Origin of the sequence: Stenotrophomonas sp. FR012 (genome assembly GCF_047520565.2) — a bacterium.
GTDB lineage: Bacteria > Pseudomonadota > Gammaproteobacteria > Xanthomonadales > Xanthomonadaceae > Stenotrophomonas > Stenotrophomonas sepilia.
This window is the reverse complement of record NZ_JAXBQL020000019.1, coordinates 1-16,060: the sequence shown is the minus strand read 5'-3', so window position 1 is coordinate 16,060 and position 16,060 is coordinate 1. Positions and strand designations below refer to the sequence as shown.

The window sequence follows — 16,060 nt, the reverse complement described above, 5'->3', positions numbered from 1 at the left end:
AACAGCAAGAGCTGGCTTCTGTGAGCTGGCGGGGCGGTGGGAGCCAGCAGGACACGCCGTAAACCCATCCATGGGGGCTCGATGGCGCCCTCCATGGCGCCAACGGTCCTGCTGGCTCCCACCACCCCGCCCCGACAGTTTCCCGCGATCTGCGGCCATGCGTGGACGCTTCCCGGTAGTGCCGGCCGCTGGCCGGCAACCAGGAAATGTCAGAAATCAGGCATTGAAGAGCGCAGCGACCGGCTTTTGCCTTTGTTTTTTTCTTCTGTCTTTCGTGGCTGGCCGCGCAGGAACCTGTCCGTGGCCGGGCGGGTGGGCTGCGCAGGGGCGTGAGCCGCATGGATGCGGCGACCGAGCTTACATGGACGTACTTGCAGCGCCCCCTACGCAGCCCACCCGCCCGGCCAACCCCCAGAAATCCGCTGTTCGCGGCAAGCCCCAGCCACGAGGGGCTCCGCCGATGGCCGCCGACTGCGCGCCAGCGCCGCTTTCCGCCCAAATCGCCGAACCATGCGCTTGCTCACGGATTGACCACGCGATTGATGACAACGTTGTCCCCACCTGGTGCCGGACTCTCTCCCCGGCCTCCCAGGTGCCTCCGTCCGGCCCCTCCGTCGCCTTCCCGGGCGATGCCCGGACCTGCGTCACGCGCGGCGCCATCGGGGCCCGCGCGCCCTTTGATCGGAGACTCACCCATGTACGACCCGATTGTGCGCAGTGCCGAACGTTCGACCCGAAGCTGTCGTCCCCGCCATCTGGCCTGGCTGCTTGCCCTGGCCGCCGGCAGCGCCGCCCTGCCCGGCCTGGCGCAGGCTGCCAGCTGTGCCGGCGTGGCCCAGTGGGACCAGGCCAAGATCTACCGGGCCGGCGATACCCTGCAGAAAGGAGGCGTCCTCTATCGGGCGAACCAGGACATCTGGAACGCGCCACCGGACCATCCGGCCGGTGCGCCCTACTACACCAACCTCGGTGCCTGCGATGGCAGCGGCACCAACCAGCCGCCGGTGGTCAGCCTGACCTCGCCGGCCAACGGCGCCACCTTCAGCGCCGGCAGCACGGTCAACGTGACCGCCACCGCCAGCGATCCGGACGGCAGCGTCGCCAAGGTCGAATTCTTCCGCGACGGCAGCACGCTCGGCGTGGCCACCAGTGCGCCGTATGCAGCCAGCTGGACCAATGCCAGCGCCGGCAGCCATACCCTGCGCGCGGTGGCCACTGACAACAACAATGCCACCGCCAGCACGGCGACGGTCACCATCACCGTCAACGCCGCCAGCGGCGACACCACCGCGCCGAGCGTGCCCGGCGGGCTGGCGGCCGGAACGCGCACTGCCAACAGCATCGCGCTCAGCTGGAGCCCATCCACCGACAACACCGGTGGCAGTGGCCTGGCCGGCTATGACGTGTACCGTAACGGAAGCCTGGTCGGTTCGCCGTCCAGTGCCAGCTATGTGGATGGGGGGCTGACCGCATCGACCACCTACCGTTACCGCGTGCGGGCGCGCGACAACGCCGGCAACGCGTCGGCGCAGGGCACCGAGATCAGCGCCACCACGCTGGCCGGTGACGGTGGCACCACCGGCAAGCGGGTCATCGGTTACTTCACGCAGTGGGGCATCTACGGCCGCAACTACCGGGTCAAGAACATCGACAGCAGCGGTTCGGCGGCGCGCCTGACCCACATCAACTACGCGTTCGGCAACGTGCGCAACAACCGCTGCGAAGTCGGCATCACCCAGCCGTCGGATCCGAACAGCGGTGCCGGTGGCGATGCCTTCGCCGACTACACCAAGGCCTTCAGTGCCGCCGAGAGTGTCAGCGGCAGCGCCGATACCTGGGACCAGCCGCTGCGCGGCAACTGGAACCAGCTCAAGCAGCTCAAGGCCAAGTACCCGAACCTGAAGGTACTGATCTCGCTGGGTGGCTGGACCTGGTCGCGCGGCTTCTCCAGCGCGGCGCGCCCGGAAAACCGCCAGGCCTTCGTTGCCTCGTGCATCGACGCCTACATCAAGGGCAACCTGCCGGTGACCGACGGTGCCGGCGGCGCCGGTGCGGCGCTGGGCGTGTTCGACGGCATCGACATCGACTGGGAATACCCGGTGGCCTGCGGCATCGAATGCGGCAAGCCGGAAGACAACGCCAACTTCACCGCGCTGATGGCCGAGTTCCGCCGCCAGCTCGATGCGGTGCGTCCGGGCCTGTTGCTGACGGTGGCGGTGGGTGCCGGCATCGACAAGATCCGCGTCACAGATCCGGCGGCGTACCACCCGTACCTGGACTACATCAACGTGATGACCTACGACTTCCACGGCGCGTGGGATGCGAAGACCAATCACCAGTCGGCGCTGTTCGATTCGCCGAATGATCCGTCCACCGGCGACCAGAAGCTGTACAACAGCAACGACGCCATCGAGGCCTTCATCAGCCGTGGCGTGCCCGCCGCCAAGCTCAACCTGGGCATCGGCTACTACGGGCGTGGCTGGACCGGCGTGGCCAATGCCAACAACGGCCTGTACCAGACCGCCAGCGGTGCCGCCCCGGGCACGTATGAAGCCGGCATCGAGGACTGGAAGGTGCTGAAGAACCTGGCGTGGCCGGGCTACACCGACAACACCGCCGGTGCCACCTGGATCTACAACGGCAGCACGCTGTGGAGCTTCGACACCCCGGCCAACATCACCCGCAAGATGGGTTACGTGAAGACCCAGGGCCTGGGCGGCGCGTTCGTCTGGGAGTTCAGCGGTGACGATGCGCAGGGCACGCTGACCAAGGCAGTCAGTGATGGCCTGAAATAAGGGAAAAGCCGGGGGCGCATTTTGCGCCCCCGGCCTCTGATCTGTGGAGCCGAGCCCATGCTCGGCTGATGTTTCCGCAGTCGAGCATGGCTCGACTCCACAATTCTGCGTCAGCGCTTGGCCGACAGCTTCTCCAACGCCGCACGCAGCTGTGCCGGCGGCAGGTAGCCCCCCAGCTGGGTGCCGTCCGGCGCGAAGATCGCCGGCGTACCATTCACGCCCAGCTGCTGGCCCAGCGCGTACTGCATCGCCACCGGATTGGTGCAGTTCCTGGCGGGAACGTTGCCGCCGCGCTTGGCGTTGGTCAGCGCCTGGCGACGATCCGCTGCACACCAGACCGAAATCATGTCGGTGTAGTCCTTGCTGCCCAGGCCCATGCGCGGGAACGCCAGGTACTCGACGGTGATGCCGTTGCGGTTGAGCTCGGCGATGTCCTGGTGCAGCTTGCGGCAGTAACCACACTCGATGTCGGTGAACACGCTGATGGTGTACTTGGCGTTCGGCGCGGCGAACACGATGCGATCGCCGTGATTGGCCTTGGCCAGCAGGCCGCGGCGATAGCCGAGCAGGCCTTCGCTGTTGGCCGGGCCCTTGGCGCGGGTGTCGTAGGGCTGAGACTGGAACAGGTAGCGGCCGTCATCGGACACATACAGAAGCTGGCCTGAAACGACGACCTCGCGGAAGCCGGGGAACGGCGCGGCGCCAATGTAGTCCACCTGGAAACCGGGGTTCAACGCGGTCAATGCGGCGCGTACCGCCTGGTCGGCCGGCGCATTCGCGGCCGGATTGGCCTTGGCCGCAGCGGCGGCGGGTGCCTTGGCGGCCGGCGGAGCCGGCTGGGCGCAGGCGGTCAGGCTGAGCGCACCGAACACGGCGGCGATGGCAAATCGGAGCATGGAGCGGTCCGCGACAGAAGAAGACCCCGGATTCTGACACAGCCGCCGGTACCGGGCAGCGACGCCCGGCAGCGCCCCGGGCAGCGATTCAGCCCGGCACTCAGCCACGCGGATGGTGGCGGGCGTGCAGCTTCTGCAGGTGCTCGCGCGCTACCAGGGTGTAGATCTGGGTGGTCGACAATGAACTGTGGCCGAGCAGCATCTGCAGCGCGCGCAGGTCGGCACCGCGGTTGAGCAGATGGGTGGCGAAGCTGTGCCGCAGCCCATGCGGGCTGATCCGCGCCGGGTCGATGCCGGCCACCTGTGCGTGGCGCTTGACCAGATGCCAGAACGCCTGCCGGGTCAGCGCATGCAGCGTCGGTTCAATGAACAACGGGGCCTGCCCATCCGCCAGGGCATGCACCTTGCCCTTGCCGACCAGCTGCGGGCGCGACTGCTGCAGGTAGCGCTCCAGCCAGTGCTGGGATTCCTCTCCCAGCGGCACCAGCCGTTCCTTGCTGCCCTTGCCGGTGACCCGCAGCACGCCCTGGCGCAGGTTGACCGCCGTCGCGGGCAGCAGCACCAGTTCACTCACGCGCAGGCCCGCGGCATACATCAGTTCCAGCATGGCGCGATCGCGCAGGCCCAATGGGCTGTCGACGTCCGGGGCCGCCAGCAGCGCATCGATCTGGCTCTCGGCCAGCGCCTTGGGCAGCAGCCGTGGCAACTTCGGCGGGTCCAGCAGCGCGCTGGGATCCTCGCTGCGTTCGCCGCGGCGCACGCCATCGGCGAAGAACGCCCGCAACGCCGACAGCAGGCGCGCGTTGCTGCGCGGTGACCAGCCATGCCGGGTGCGCCAGGCCAGATAATCGAACAGCCCAGGACGCTCGATGCCGGCCAGGCCACCGTCGCGCCCATCCATCCAGCGCGCCAGCCCTTCCAGGTCACGCCGGTAACTGTCGAGGGTGGCACGGGCCAGGCCGTTCTCGGCCCAGATCGCATCGAGGAAGCGCTGGATGCGCACGCCGTCGTCGGCGCGAAGCTCGGGCAGTTGCTGGACCAGCTGGCGGCGTTCTGCGGGGGTGGAGACAAGGGCCATGCGTGCAGGATACGAGGGCCACTGCGGGCACGGCCAGCTTTGCGTATGCTCGGCGCATGTCCCGCCCTGCCACCGACACGGCCCCTGCGGCCGCTACCGAAATGCCCCGCCCACGTGCCTTGTTGGCCTGGCGCGTGCTGGCGATGGTCTACGACGCACTGCCGGTGCTGGCGCTGTGGATGCTGGCCGGCACGCTGTTCACCCTCGCCTACACCTTCAGCGGCCACGCGCAACGCGAGAACATCGCGCCGTTCAGTGCCTGGCAGTGGCTGCTTTGGGCGGTGTGCTGGGCGATCACGGGCTGGTACGCGACGGCCAGCTGGCGCCGCGGTGGACAGACCCTGGGCATGCGCCCGTGGCGGCTGACAGTGCGATCAATCGATGGCACGCCGTTGCGGCGCGGCCAGTTGTGGCTGCGCTTTGCGGTGGGCACGCTGTCCCTGCTGCTGGGCGGACTGGGATTCTGGTGGGCGTGGGTCGACCGCCAACGCCTGACCTGGCACGACCGCGCCAGCGGTACCCGCCTGGTGCGGATGCCGAAACGGTAAGGCGCTGTCTGTAGCGCCGAGCCCGTGCTCGGCTGCTTTCCGCACTGTACGTGACAGCCGAGCACAGGCTCGGCTCTACAACAATCAGAATCAGCCCGACTTGCGCCGGAACAGAAGTCCGGATACCGCCAGCATCACGATCGGCGGCAACGCGTAGGCAATGCGGTAATCGAACTTCAGCGCGCCGGCCATGCGGCCGAAGAACAGCTGCAGCAGCCAGAAGCCCAATGCGAACAGGATGCCCAGGAACAAGCGCTTGCCCATGCCGCCGCTGCGCAGCGATCCGAACGCGAACGGCACCGCCGCCAGGCACAGGGCCAGCACGTTCACCGGATAGAACCAGCGGCTCCAGTACACATCCTCGAAATCGCGCGCGTCCAGCCCGTTGCGTTCGCGGTAGGCAATGCTGGTGCTCAGCTCGGACACGCTGAGGTTGCGCGGCTTGGCGATACCGGTCGCCAGCGCGGCCGGGTCCAACTTCGAGTTCCAGGGCTCACGTGCCACTTCCTGACGGGTTGCCGAGCGCTCGCCAAAGGTGTCGCGGCGCACGCCGGTCAACACCCAGCCGTCCTTGTCGTGCTCGGCGGTGGCGGCATGGGTCAACGAGGCGATCTTGCCGTCTTCGGCGACCCGGTACAGGCGCACATCACGCAGGATCAGCCGCGTGCCCTTGTCGCCCACCAGCTGCTCCTCGCCGCTCTGCGCATTGAGGAAGGTGTCGCCTTCGCGTGCCCACAGCCCCGAGTAACGGGTAGTGGCAATATCCCGCCCCCATTTGGCGCTGGATTTCAGCGCATCGGCACGGTCCTGGCCCCAGGGGCCCAGCGTCTCGGCGCTGAGCACCATCACCGCGGTCAGCAGCGACAGCGCAATCGCCACCGACACGCTCAGGCGCTTGCGCGACAGGCCCAGTGCACGCAGTGCGGTCAGCTCCGAGGTCGCGGCCAGCTGGCCCAGGCCCATCAGTGCGCCGATCACCGCGGCCGTCGGGAACATCGTGTAGGCGCGGCGCGGCACGGTGTACAGCACCCACGCGGCGGCATGGCCCAGGGTGTAGCCGTTCTTGCCGATGTCCTTGAACTCGCCGGAGAAGGCCATCACCACGTCCAGGCCCACCAGCACCGCCCAGGTCAGCAGCACGGTGGTGAACACCGACCGGCCCAGGTACAGGTCGAAACGCATCGGGCGCAGCCTCATGCGCGGGCTCCCTTCGGGCGGGCCAGGCGGCCATCACGTACATACATCCAGATCGCCAGCGCCAGCAGCGGCAGGGTCAACCACCACAGGCCGAGCGCGGGCGGAATCTTGCCGTTGGCAATCCAGCCGCTGCCGATGAACATCAGGTTGGTGCCCACCATGTAGGCCAGCAGGGCCAGCATCATGCGTCCATAGCGCTGCTGGCGCGGCGAGCTGCGGCCCAGCGGCACGGTCAGCAGGGCGAACGCCAGCGCGATCAGCGGCGGTGCCAGCCGGCGATGCAGCTGCGCCTGCGCCTGCGGCCGTGCATCACCGACCAACTGCAGGGTCGGCATCAGTTCCGGGTCGTCCTCGGTGCGGGTCTGTGCGCCATCGGGCAGGGCCACGTCGTTGCGGGCGAAGGTCGCCAGCCGGTAATCCAGCCCAGCGGCCACCGGGCCTTCCACCTGGTGGCCATCATCCAGCTCCAGGAAACGCTGGCGGGTGCCCTCGAAGTACATGCGGCCACTGTTGGCCGACACCACTTCCAGGCGATCGTCCTTCTGCCGCTGCAGGAACACCTTGCCCAGCTCGGTGCCGTCAGGCGAGATCGAGGACAGGTAGACCACGCCGCCATTGGGCAGCGGCGTGAACCGGCCCGGCTCCAGGCCGGCCATCAGCACGCTGCGGTTGGCCTCGATGATCATCTGCTCGGCCACCCGGCCTGCCCACGGGCCCAGCCACAGCGAGCAGGCGCCGACCAGCAGCACCACCGGCACCACCAGCATCAGCAGCGGTCGCAGCAGTCGCTTGGGGCCAACACCAATGGCGGTGATGACCGCCATTTCCGAGTCGCGGTACAGCCGCGCCACGGCCAGCAGCAGGCCCAGCATCAATGCCAGCGGCAGGATCAGCGGCAGGTAGGCGATGAACTGCAGGCCCAGCTGGGAGAACAGCAGCTTGGCCGGCAGGCGTCCGTCGGCGATGTTGCCGAGGATGTCCACCAGCACGCCGCCCACGCTGACCACCAGCAGGACGATCAGGGTAGCCAGGAAACTCTGGACGAAATCGCCCAGCAGGTATCGGTCGAGCTTCAGCATGGGGCGGTGGTTTAAACTCTGGGGTTCGTTCGCGGTGCCGCCCAGTCTACTGTCTGGGCGTAAACGGCCTGCGATTGTACGGACTCGCCAATGGAATCTGCTCAATGGCCCTCGAATTCACCCTGAACCACGTTGCTCCGGCCGCTGCCACCGTTGATTGCCTGGTGGTCGGCGCGTATGCCGACCATACCCTGACCCCGGCCGCGCAGGCCCTGGATGCCGCCAGCGGTGGCCGCCTGGCGGCGCTGGCCGAGCGTGGCGACCTGTCCGGCAAGACCGGCGCAACCACCCTGCTGCACGACCTGCCGGGCGTGACCGCCCCGCGCGTGCTGGTGGTCGGCCTCGGTGAAGCCGCCCGTTTCGGCGTGCCGCAGTACCTGAAGGCCGTGGGCGACGCCGTGCGCGCGCTGAAGGCCGGTGCTGCCCGCAGCGCACTGTTCACCCTGTCCGAAGTGGCGGTGAAGGACCGCGACGCGGCCTGGGCGATCCGTCAGGCGGTGATCGCCGCCGATCACGCCGCCTACCGCTATACCGCCACCCTGGGCAAGAAGAAGGCCGACGACGCCGGTCTGACCCAGCTGGCCATCGCCGGTGACGACGCGCAGGCGCTGGCTCAGGGCCAGGCCATTGCCGCCGGCGTCGAGTTCGCCCGTGAGCTGGGCAACCTGCCGCCGAACTACTGCACCCCGGCCTATCTGGCCGACGTGGGCGTGAAGTTCGCCGGCGAGCACGAGGGTGCCGAAGCCGAGATCCTCGACGAGCACCAGATGGAAGCGCTGGGCATGGGCTCACTGCTGGCCGTGGCCCGTGGCTCGGCCAACCGCCCGCGCCTGGTCGTGCTGAAGTGGACCGGTGCAGGCGACGCCAAGCCCTATGTGCTGGTCGGCAAGGGCATCACCTTCGATACCGGTGGCGTCAACCTGAAGACCCAGGGCGGCATCGAGGAAATGAAGTACGACATGTGCGGTGGCGCCAACGTCATCGGCACCTTCGTCGCTGCGGTCAAGGCCAAGCTGCCGCTGAACCTCGTCGTGGTGGTCCCGGCGGTGGAGAACGCCATCGATGGCAATGCCTACCGTCCGTCCGACGTGATCACCTCGATGTCGGGCAAGACCATCGAAGTCGGCAACACCGACGCCGAAGGCCGCCTGATCCTGTGCGACGCGCTGACCTACGCACAGCGCTTCGAGCCGGCCGCGCTGGTCGACGTCGCCACCCTGACCGGTGCCTGCATGGTCGCCCTCGGCCACCAGACCGCCGGCCTGATGAGCAAGCACGACGACCTGGCCAATGAACTGCTGGCCGCCGGCGAGCATGTGTTCGACCGCGCCTGGCGCCTGCCGCTGTGGGACGAGTACCAGCCGATGCTGGATTCGACCTTCGCCGACGTCTACAACATCGGCGGCCGCTGGGCCGGCGCGATCACCGCGGGCTGCTTCCTGTCGCGCTTCACCGAAGGCCAGCGCTGGGCCCATCTGGACATCGCCGGCGTGGCCAGCGATGAAGGCAAGCGTGGCATGGCCACCGGCCGCCCGGTCGGCCTGCTGAGCCAGTGGCTGCTGGACCAGGCCGCCCGCGCCTGATGCCGTACCCGCCCCTGGCCGGCAGACGCCGGCCGGGGCCTCGCCCGGCACTGCCGGGCCCCTGCCTGACCCGGACCCTGCCATGCCCCGCGCCGACTTCTACCTGATCGCCAAGCCCCGCTTCCTGACCGAGCCGCTGCGCCTGGTCTGTGAGCTGGCGCGCAAGGCCAACGACGCCGGGTTGTTCACCCTGGTGCTGGCCCGTGACCAGGCCCAGGCCGAGGAGCTGGACGAGCTGCTGTGGGCCTTCGACAACGACGCCTACATCCCGCACCAGATCGCCGGCGAAGACATGGACGAGGAAGAGGCCCTGGTACTGATCGCGGTACCCGGCACCGAGGCACCGGCGCGTCCGCTGGTGATCAACCTGCGCGACGAGCCCTGGCTGGGCCAGTGCGAGCGCGTGCTGGAAGTGGTGCCGGCCGATCCGGAAGCGCGCGAACCGCTGCGCGAGCGCTGGCGCCAGTACAAGGCCGCCGGTTACGACCTGAACAAGCATGACATGTGAGCGCGCCCCGGCCCCCTTGATGGGCCGCCGCCGCGCCCTGATCCTTCAACGATTACCTCCTGGTTCCCCCGCATGACCCAACTCGCCTCCAGCTACGACCCGAAGTCCTTCGAGACCGACCTCTACGAGGCCTGGGAGAAGGCCGGCCACTTCAAGCCGTCCGGCACGGGCGAGCCGTACACCATCCTGCTGCCGCCGCCGAACGTGACCGGCACCCTGCACATGGGCCACGCCTTCCAGCAGACCCTGATGGACGCGCTGGTGCGCTACCACCGCATGCGCGGCTACGACACGCTGTGGCAGGTCGGTACCGACCACGCCGGCATCGCCACCGAAATGGTGGTCAGCCGCAACCTGGCGCTGGAAGGCAAGGGCGAGACCCGCGATTCGCTGGGCCGCGAGGGCTTCATCGGCAAGGTCTGGGAGTGGAAGCAGCAGTCCGGCGACACCATCGAACGCCAGATGCGTCGCCTTGGCACCTCCGCCGACTGGTCGCGCAGCACCTTCACCATGGACCCGCAGCCGTCGGCGGCAGTCAATGAAGCCTTCGTGCGCTGGTACGAGCAGGGCCTGATCTACCGCGGCCAGCGCCTGGTGAACTGGGACCCGGTGCTGAAGACCGCCATTTCCGACCTGGAAGTGGAGAGCGCCGAGGAAGACGGCTTCCTGTGGTCGATCGCCTACACGCTGGACGAAGGCCTGAGCTACGAGCACGTCGAGCGCGATGCCGACGGCGTGGAAACGCTGCGCGAAACCCGCGACTACCTGGTCGTCGCCACCACCCGCCCGGAAACGCTGCTGGGCGATACCGCGGTGATGGTGCATCCGGAGGACGAGCGCTATGCGCACCTGATCGGCAAGAGCGTGGTGCTGCCGCTGACTGGCCGCCGCGTGCCGGTGATCGCCGACGACTACGTGGACCGCGCGTTCGGCACCGGCGTGGTCAAGGTCACCCCGGCGCATGATTTCAACGACTACGAAGTGGGCGTGCGCCACAGCCTGCCGATGATCAACCTGTTCACCCCGGTGGCGGCGCTGAACGAAAACGCGCCGGAACGCTTCCAGGGCCTGGACCGCTATGAAGCGCGCAAGGCCGTGCTGGCCGAACTGGAAGACCTGGGCATCCTGGTCGAGACCAAGGCGCACAAGCTGCAGGTGCCGCGCGGCGACCGTACCGGCCAGGTGATCGAGCCGTACCTGACCGACCAGTGGTTCGTGAAGATGGACGACCTGGCCAAGCGTGGCCTGGAACTGGTCGAGGACGGAAGCATTTCCTTCGTGCCGCCGAACTGGATCAACACCTACCGCCACTGGATGAACAACATCCAGGACTGGTGCATCAGCCGCCAGCTGTGGTGGGGCCACCGTATCCCGGCGTGGTTCGATGCCGCCACCGGCAACTGCTACGTCGGTCGCAGCGAAGAGGACGTGCGCGCGAAGCACAACCTGGGCAGCGACGTGGTGCTGAACCAGGAAAGCGACGTGCTGGAGACCTGGTTCTCCTCGCAGCTGTGGCCGTTCTCCACCCTGGGCTGGCCGAATGAGCAGGCCATGGCCGAGCGCGGCTTCGACCGCTACCTGCCATCGTCGGTGCTGATCACCGGCTTCGACATCATCTTCTTCTGGGTGGCGCGCATGATCATGGCCACCGACAACCTGGTCGGGAAGATCCCGTTCAAGGACGTCTACTTCACCGGCCTGATCCGCGACGGCCAGGGCCAGAAGATGTCCAAGAGCAAGGGCAACGTGCTCGACCCGCTGGACATCATTGACGGCATCACCATCGACGACCTGGTCGCCAAGCGCACCGGCGGCCTGATGCAGCCGAAGATGGTCGAGAAGATCGAGAAGGCCACCCGCAAGGAATTCCCGGACGGCATCGCCGCCCACGGTGCCGATGCGTTGCGCTTCACCATCGCCGCGCTGGCCACCCATGGCCGCGACATCAAGTTCGACATGAACCGCGCCGAGGGCTACAAGAACTTCTGCAACAAGCTGTGGAACGCCAGCCGCTTCGCCCTGATGAACACCGAAGGCGCTGCGTTCACCGGCGTGCCCAAGCCGCGCACCGATGCCGAGCGCTGGATCCTCGCGCGCCTGGCCGCCACCACCGCCGAAGCTCAGGGCCATTTCGCCGCGTATCGCTTCGACCTGCTGGCGCAGTGCCTGTACGAGTTCGCCTGGAACGCGTTCTGCGACTGGTTCCTGGAGCTGAGCAAGCCGGCCTTGAACGGTGCCGACGCGGCTGATGCCGAAAGCACCCGCCACACCCTGCTGTACGTGCTGGAAGCGCTGCTGCGCCTGCTGCACCCGCTCACGCCGTTCATCACCGAACAGCTGTGGCAGCAGCTGGCCCCGCGCCTGGGCCTGGCCGAAACCACGCTGTCGCTGCGCCCGTACCCGACCGCCGCCGAATTCGCCGGTGATTTCGCCCAGGCCGAGGCCGACGTGGAATGGCTGAAGGCGGTGATCAGCGCGGTGCGTCGCGTGCGCAGCGAACTGAACGTCGCACCGTCCAAGCAGGTGCCGCTGCGCCTGCAGGCCGGCCTGGCGCAGGACCGCGTGCGCATCGAACGCTTCAGCACCTCGCTGTCGTTCCTGCTGAAGCTGGACAGCATCCAGTGGCTGGCCGAAGGCGAAAGCGCACCGCCGGCGGCCGCCGCGATCGTGGGCGAGCTGAAGCTGCTGGTGCCGCTGGAAGGCCTGGTCGATCTCGATGCCGAGCGCGTGCGCCTGGACAAGGAAATCGCTCGCGTCGAAGCCGAAAAGGAGAAGAGCGAGACCAAGCTGGCCAAGTTCACCGACAAGGTGCCGCCGGCCGTGGTCGAGCAGGAACGCGTGCGCCTGGCCGACTGGAACACCCAGCTGGCCGGCCTGCGCGAACAGCGCGCGAAGCTGTAACGCCGCGCTCTGGTGCGTGCCAACCAAGGTTGGCGCCTACCACGCCGGGAGAGGTTGGCACCCACCCAAGCGGAATCGGAAACGCCGGGCGATGCCCGGCGTTTCCATTTCCGCCGCATGGCATCATCGCCGGATGCCTCTTTCGATCTTCCTGCTGGTTCTCGCCGCTGCGGCACTGCATGCCAGCTGGAATGCGATCGTCAAGCGCGGGCCGGACAAGTTCCTCGGCACCGTGCTGGTCACCGGCAGCGCCGCGCTGCTGTCGGCCGCCGCCCTGCCCTTCCTGCCTTTTCCCGCCGCGCACAGCTGGCCCTGGCTGGGCGCATCGGTGCTGTTGCAGGTGACCTATTACGGGCTGGTCGCACGCTGTTACCAGCAGGTCGACATGAGCCTGGCCTACCCGCTGATGCGTGGCAGCGCGCCGATCCTGGTCGCACTGGCGGGCACCCTGCTCGGTGAACCATTGCCCGCTGCAGCGTGGCTGGGTGTGGTGCTGGTGAGCACCGGCATCCTGTGCATGGCAGTGGGTGCGCGTGGCGGCCAACTGCGCCTGCCGCTGCTGACCGCAGCGATGATCGCCACCTACACGCTGGTCGATGCGCAGGGTGCACGGCAGTCCGGCAGCGCGCTCAGCTACACGCTGTGGTTGTTCCTGCTGTCGGGCATTCCGCTGCCGCTGTGGGCGTTGTACACGCGCGGCGGCGCGGTACTGGACTATGCGCGGCAGCATTGGCCGCTGGGACTGGCCGGTGGCGTCGGCACCACCGCCTCCTATGCGATGGCGTTGTGGGCCATGACCCAGGCGCCGGTGGCGATGATCTCGGCGCTGCGCGAATCCTCGATCCTGTTCGCGCTGCTGATCTCGGTGTTCCTGCTGCGCGAACGGATACCACGCGCGCGCTGGCTGGCAGCGTCGCTCATCGTCGGTGGCGTGCTGGCGTTGCGCCTGGCGTGAGCAGAGCGTGCCAACCAAGGTTGGCACCTACCGGATATGCCATTGCACGCCTTGGTAGTAGCCGACCTTGGTCGGCGCATTGCTGCCAACCAAGGTTGGCGGCAACCGGTAGTGCCGGCCGCTGGCCGGCAACCCGTCTGCGTTAAAGCGGCGGCATCACCTGCAGGTCGCCGTCGACCAGCTCGATCGCCATCACCACCGCGTCCTCGCGGCCCTGTGCGGCCGGATAGTAACGCGGGCGGCGACCGATCTCGTTGAAGCCTTCGCTGTGGTACAGCGCCAGCGCCGGCGTGTTGGACGGACGCACCTCCAGGAAGACGCGCTGGGCACCACGGTCGGCGGCCAGTTGCACCATCGCGCGCAGCAGCTGGCGGCCCAGCCCGCGCGACTGTGCCAGCGGGTCGATGCAGATGTTGAGCACGTGCGCTTCATCCGCGGCGATGCTGAGCACGCCATAGCCGACCAGCAGGCCATCGCGCTCCATCGCCAGGCCGGGATAGCCGGCGCGCAGGCAGTCGATGAAAATGCCGCGGGTCCAGGGAAAAGGATAGCCCCGCAGCTCGATCGCCATCACGGCATTGAGGTCGCTCTCGCGCAGCGCACGCAGGCTGACCGGGCCGGGCCGGGTCACCGCGCTCACCGCGCACCCCGCTTGCGCAGGGCACGCAGCTGCGGCCACAGCGCACGCTTGGCGGCCGGGTCACGGCGCAGCTGGTCCAGCGGCCAGCTGTCCATCAGCACCTGCGTCGCCGGGTCGTTCGGGTTGCAGCCGGACGCGCGCAGCAGCGCGATCTGCAGGCGATCGGGCAGGCGTACCACCGGCTGTCGTGCGTTGCCGCTGGGCAGCGGGCGCTCAGCCGCCGGCACGGTATCCGGGGCACTGACCGGCGTTTCGCGGCGCGGCGGAGCCGGGCGTTCCGCGCGTACTGCGGTCGCCGTCGCGGCGCGGGCGTCGCGCGGCGGCACAGCGGCCCGCACCGGCTCCGGTTCCGGCGGGGCAACACTGGCCTCGGCTTCGGCCACGCTCAACTGCAATGCGGCATCCAGCTCGGCGGCCAGCTGGCCGTCGTGATAGACGGTATAGCCCATGGCCTGCAGCCAGGCCTGCTGGGCCGGCGACCACAGCACGGGCAGGTCCTGGCTCACGCGGCCTCGGGCTTCTTGCGCAGGCGCTGCACGGCCCACATCACCGGGCCGGACAGGGCGTACAGGATCCCGACCGCGAACAGCACGCGCGGCAGGTCGATCACCGCGATGGCAATGGCGACCGGCACCAGCGCCAGCACCAGGAACGGCACGCGATCCGAACGGGTGCCCTTGGCCGCGCCGCCCTTGAAGCTCCAGAAACGGATACGGCTGACCATCAGCAGCGCAGCGATGATCGTCACTGCCAGCGCCACGTAGCGCAGCTGGTTGCCATCCCAGCCCAGGTTGCCGTCGGCGAACGCCCAGACGAAGGACATCATCAGGCCCGCTGCGGCCGGGCTGGCCAGGCCAACGAACCAGCGCTTGTCGACCACCGCCACCTGCGTGTTGAAGCGGGCCAGGCGCAGTGCCGCGCAGGCCGCATACAGGAAGGCCACGGCCCAGCCGACGCGGCCGAGCAGCGGATCATCGAACTTCAGCCACGACAGCGACCAGTGGTACATCACCAGCGCCGGGGCCATGCCGAAGCTGACCAGGTCGGCCAGCGAGTCGTACTGCACGCCGAATTCGCTGCTGGTACCGGTCAGGCGCGCCACGCGCCCGTCCAGGCCATCCATCACCGCCGCCACGAACACGGCGATGCTGGCATTGACGAAATCCCCGTTGGCCGCGGCGATGATCGCGTAGAAACCGGCGAACAGGCCGGCGGTGGTGAACAGGTTGGGCAGCAGGTAAATCGTGCGCGAGCGCGGCGGCGGTGTGATCGGGTCCATGGAATCCAGTTTAATCGACTTGCCAGTGCTCGGCGCCAATGCTGCAATCGGCGTTCTACGCCCATTCCGTGGAGTTTGCCATGCGTGCCCTGTCCTGCCTTGGATGCCTGCTGCTGTTGGCCAGTGCCAACGCCGTGGCCGGTCCCGTCTACAAATGGAAGGACGCCCATGGCGTGACCCAGTACTCGGAGACCCCACCGGCGGGCAAGAAGTACGAGACCCGCGAGCAGGCCCGCACCCCGCAGGCCGCGGCCAGCACCGAGACCCCGGCCGCGCCGGTTCCCGAGCAGTGCAGCACGGCCCGGGCCAACCTGGCCCTGCTGGACGGCGGTGGCCAGGTGATGCAGGACACCGATGGTGATGGCAAGGCCGATACCCCGTTGACCCCGGAGCAGCACACCGCGCAGAAGGGGCTGGCGCAGGCCGCCATCAAGGCGTACTGCCCACCGGCCGGTTAAGGGTATCGGCAGGGCTGCGCCCTGCACCTGCCGAGGCTGCAAGCAACGGCAACGTCAAAAGCGGGCATTCCGTGGAATGGCGGGGGGGGGGGGGGGGGGGGGGGGGGGGGGGGGGGGGGGGGGGGGCCGCCCCCCCCCCCCCC

Annotated in this window: 14 protein-coding genes; 7 read left to right on the top strand and 7 right to left on the bottom strand. The window is 68.3% G+C overall.

What is annotated here, in order from left to right:
* Window positions 1–695 precede the first annotated feature (695 nt).
* A complete protein-coding gene (locus ACM0O9_RS19005) occupies window positions 696–2,795 on the top strand; it encodes a glycosyl hydrolase family 18 protein (RefSeq protein ID WP_164230468.1) in 2,100 nt (699 codons plus the stop codon).
* 110 nt (window positions 2,796–2,905) lie between these two features.
* Here the strand turns inward: ACM0O9_RS19005 and ACM0O9_RS19000 are convergent, their stop codons facing one another.
* Window positions 2,906–3,691 (bottom strand): thioredoxin fold domain-containing protein, encoded by a 786-nt coding sequence (locus ACM0O9_RS19000; RefSeq protein WP_053500398.1) that lies wholly within the window; start codon window positions 3,689–3,691, stop codon window positions 2,906–2,908.
* A 100-nt stretch (window positions 3,692–3,791) separates the two neighbouring features.
* Complete coding sequence (gene xerD, locus ACM0O9_RS18995) at window positions 3,792–4,769, bottom strand: site-specific tyrosine recombinase XerD (RefSeq protein WP_005415216.1); 978 nt, start codon at window positions 4,767–4,769, stop codon at window positions 3,792–3,794.
* A 56-nt stretch (window positions 4,770–4,825) separates the two neighbouring features.
* Here xerD and ACM0O9_RS18990 point away from each other — a divergent pair, with 56 nt between their 5' ends.
* A complete protein-coding gene (locus tag ACM0O9_RS18990) occupies window positions 4,826–5,317 on the top strand; it encodes an RDD family protein (RefSeq protein WP_065179146.1) in 492 nt (163 codons plus the stop codon).
* 90 nt (window positions 5,318–5,407) lie between these two features.
* Here ACM0O9_RS18990 and lptG read toward each other — a convergent pair whose 3' ends face one another.
* Together lptG and lptF are read right to left on the bottom strand one after the other, a co-directional pair.
* Window positions 5,408–6,514, bottom strand: a complete 1,107-nt coding sequence (gene lptG, locus ACM0O9_RS18985; protein ID WP_049414332.1) for an LPS export ABC transporter permease LptG — start codon at window positions 6,512–6,514, stop codon at window positions 5,408–5,410.
* Window positions 6,511–7,593, bottom strand: coding sequence for an LPS export ABC transporter permease LptF (gene lptF, locus ACM0O9_RS18980; RefSeq protein WP_065179144.1), 1,083 nt, complete (start codon window positions 7,591–7,593; stop codon window positions 6,511–6,513). Before lptF ends, lptG begins: the two co-directional genes overlap by 4 nt.
* 104 nt (window positions 7,594–7,697) lie before the next feature.
* On the opposite strand from lptF, the gene ACM0O9_RS18975 reads away from it, so the two are divergent.
* From ACM0O9_RS18975 to ACM0O9_RS18960, 4 genes are all read left to right on the top strand, one after another.
* Window positions 7,698–9,176 (top strand): leucyl aminopeptidase, encoded by a 1,479-nt coding sequence (locus ACM0O9_RS18975; protein ID WP_065179143.1) that lies wholly within the window; start codon window positions 7,698–7,700, stop codon window positions 9,174–9,176.
* Between the two features lie 82 nt (window positions 9,177–9,258).
* Window positions 9,259–9,684: a DNA polymerase III subunit chi gene (locus tag ACM0O9_RS18970; RefSeq protein ID WP_005415211.1), complete on the top strand. Its 426-nt coding sequence runs from the start codon at window positions 9,259–9,261 to the stop codon at window positions 9,682–9,684.
* A gap of 72 nt (window positions 9,685–9,756) precedes the next feature.
* Complete coding sequence (locus tag ACM0O9_RS18965) at window positions 9,757–12,585, top strand: valine--tRNA ligase (RefSeq protein ID WP_164230470.1); 2,829 nt, start codon at window positions 9,757–9,759, stop codon at window positions 12,583–12,585.
* 133 nt (window positions 12,586–12,718) lie between these two features.
* Window positions 12,719–13,540, top strand: a complete 822-nt coding sequence (locus ACM0O9_RS18960) for an EamA family transporter (RefSeq protein ID WP_005415209.1) — start codon at window positions 12,719–12,721, stop codon at window positions 13,538–13,540.
* A gap of 142 nt (window positions 13,541–13,682) precedes the next feature.
* On the opposite strand, the gene rimI is transcribed toward ACM0O9_RS18960, so the two are convergent.
* Genes rimI through pssA form a run of 3 tightly spaced genes read right to left on the bottom strand, consistent with a single transcriptional unit; the run spans window position 13,683 to window position 15,459 of the window.
* Entirely contained in the window at window positions 13,683–14,180 is a 498-nt protein-coding gene (gene rimI / locus ACM0O9_RS18955; protein ID WP_005415208.1) for a ribosomal protein S18-alanine N-acetyltransferase, read from the bottom strand.
* Window positions 14,177–14,686, bottom strand: a complete 510-nt coding sequence (locus tag ACM0O9_RS18950) for a hypothetical protein (RefSeq protein ID WP_005415207.1) — start codon at window positions 14,684–14,686, stop codon at window positions 14,177–14,179. The genes rimI and ACM0O9_RS18950 overlap by 4 nt, the downstream gene beginning before the upstream one ends.
* Complete coding sequence (gene pssA / locus ACM0O9_RS18945) at window positions 14,683–15,459, bottom strand: CDP-diacylglycerol--serine O-phosphatidyltransferase (protein ID WP_005415206.1); 777 nt, start codon at window positions 15,457–15,459, stop codon at window positions 14,683–14,685. Before pssA ends, ACM0O9_RS18950 begins: the two co-directional genes overlap by 4 nt.
* Window positions 15,460–15,539: 80 nt before the next feature.
* Here pssA and ACM0O9_RS18940 point away from each other — a divergent pair, with 80 nt between their 5' ends.
* Window positions 15,540–15,917 (top strand): DUF4124 domain-containing protein, encoded by a 378-nt coding sequence (locus ACM0O9_RS18940; RefSeq protein ID WP_065196267.1) that lies wholly within the window; start codon window positions 15,540–15,542, stop codon window positions 15,915–15,917.
* Window positions 15,918–16,060 lie beyond the last annotated feature (143 nt).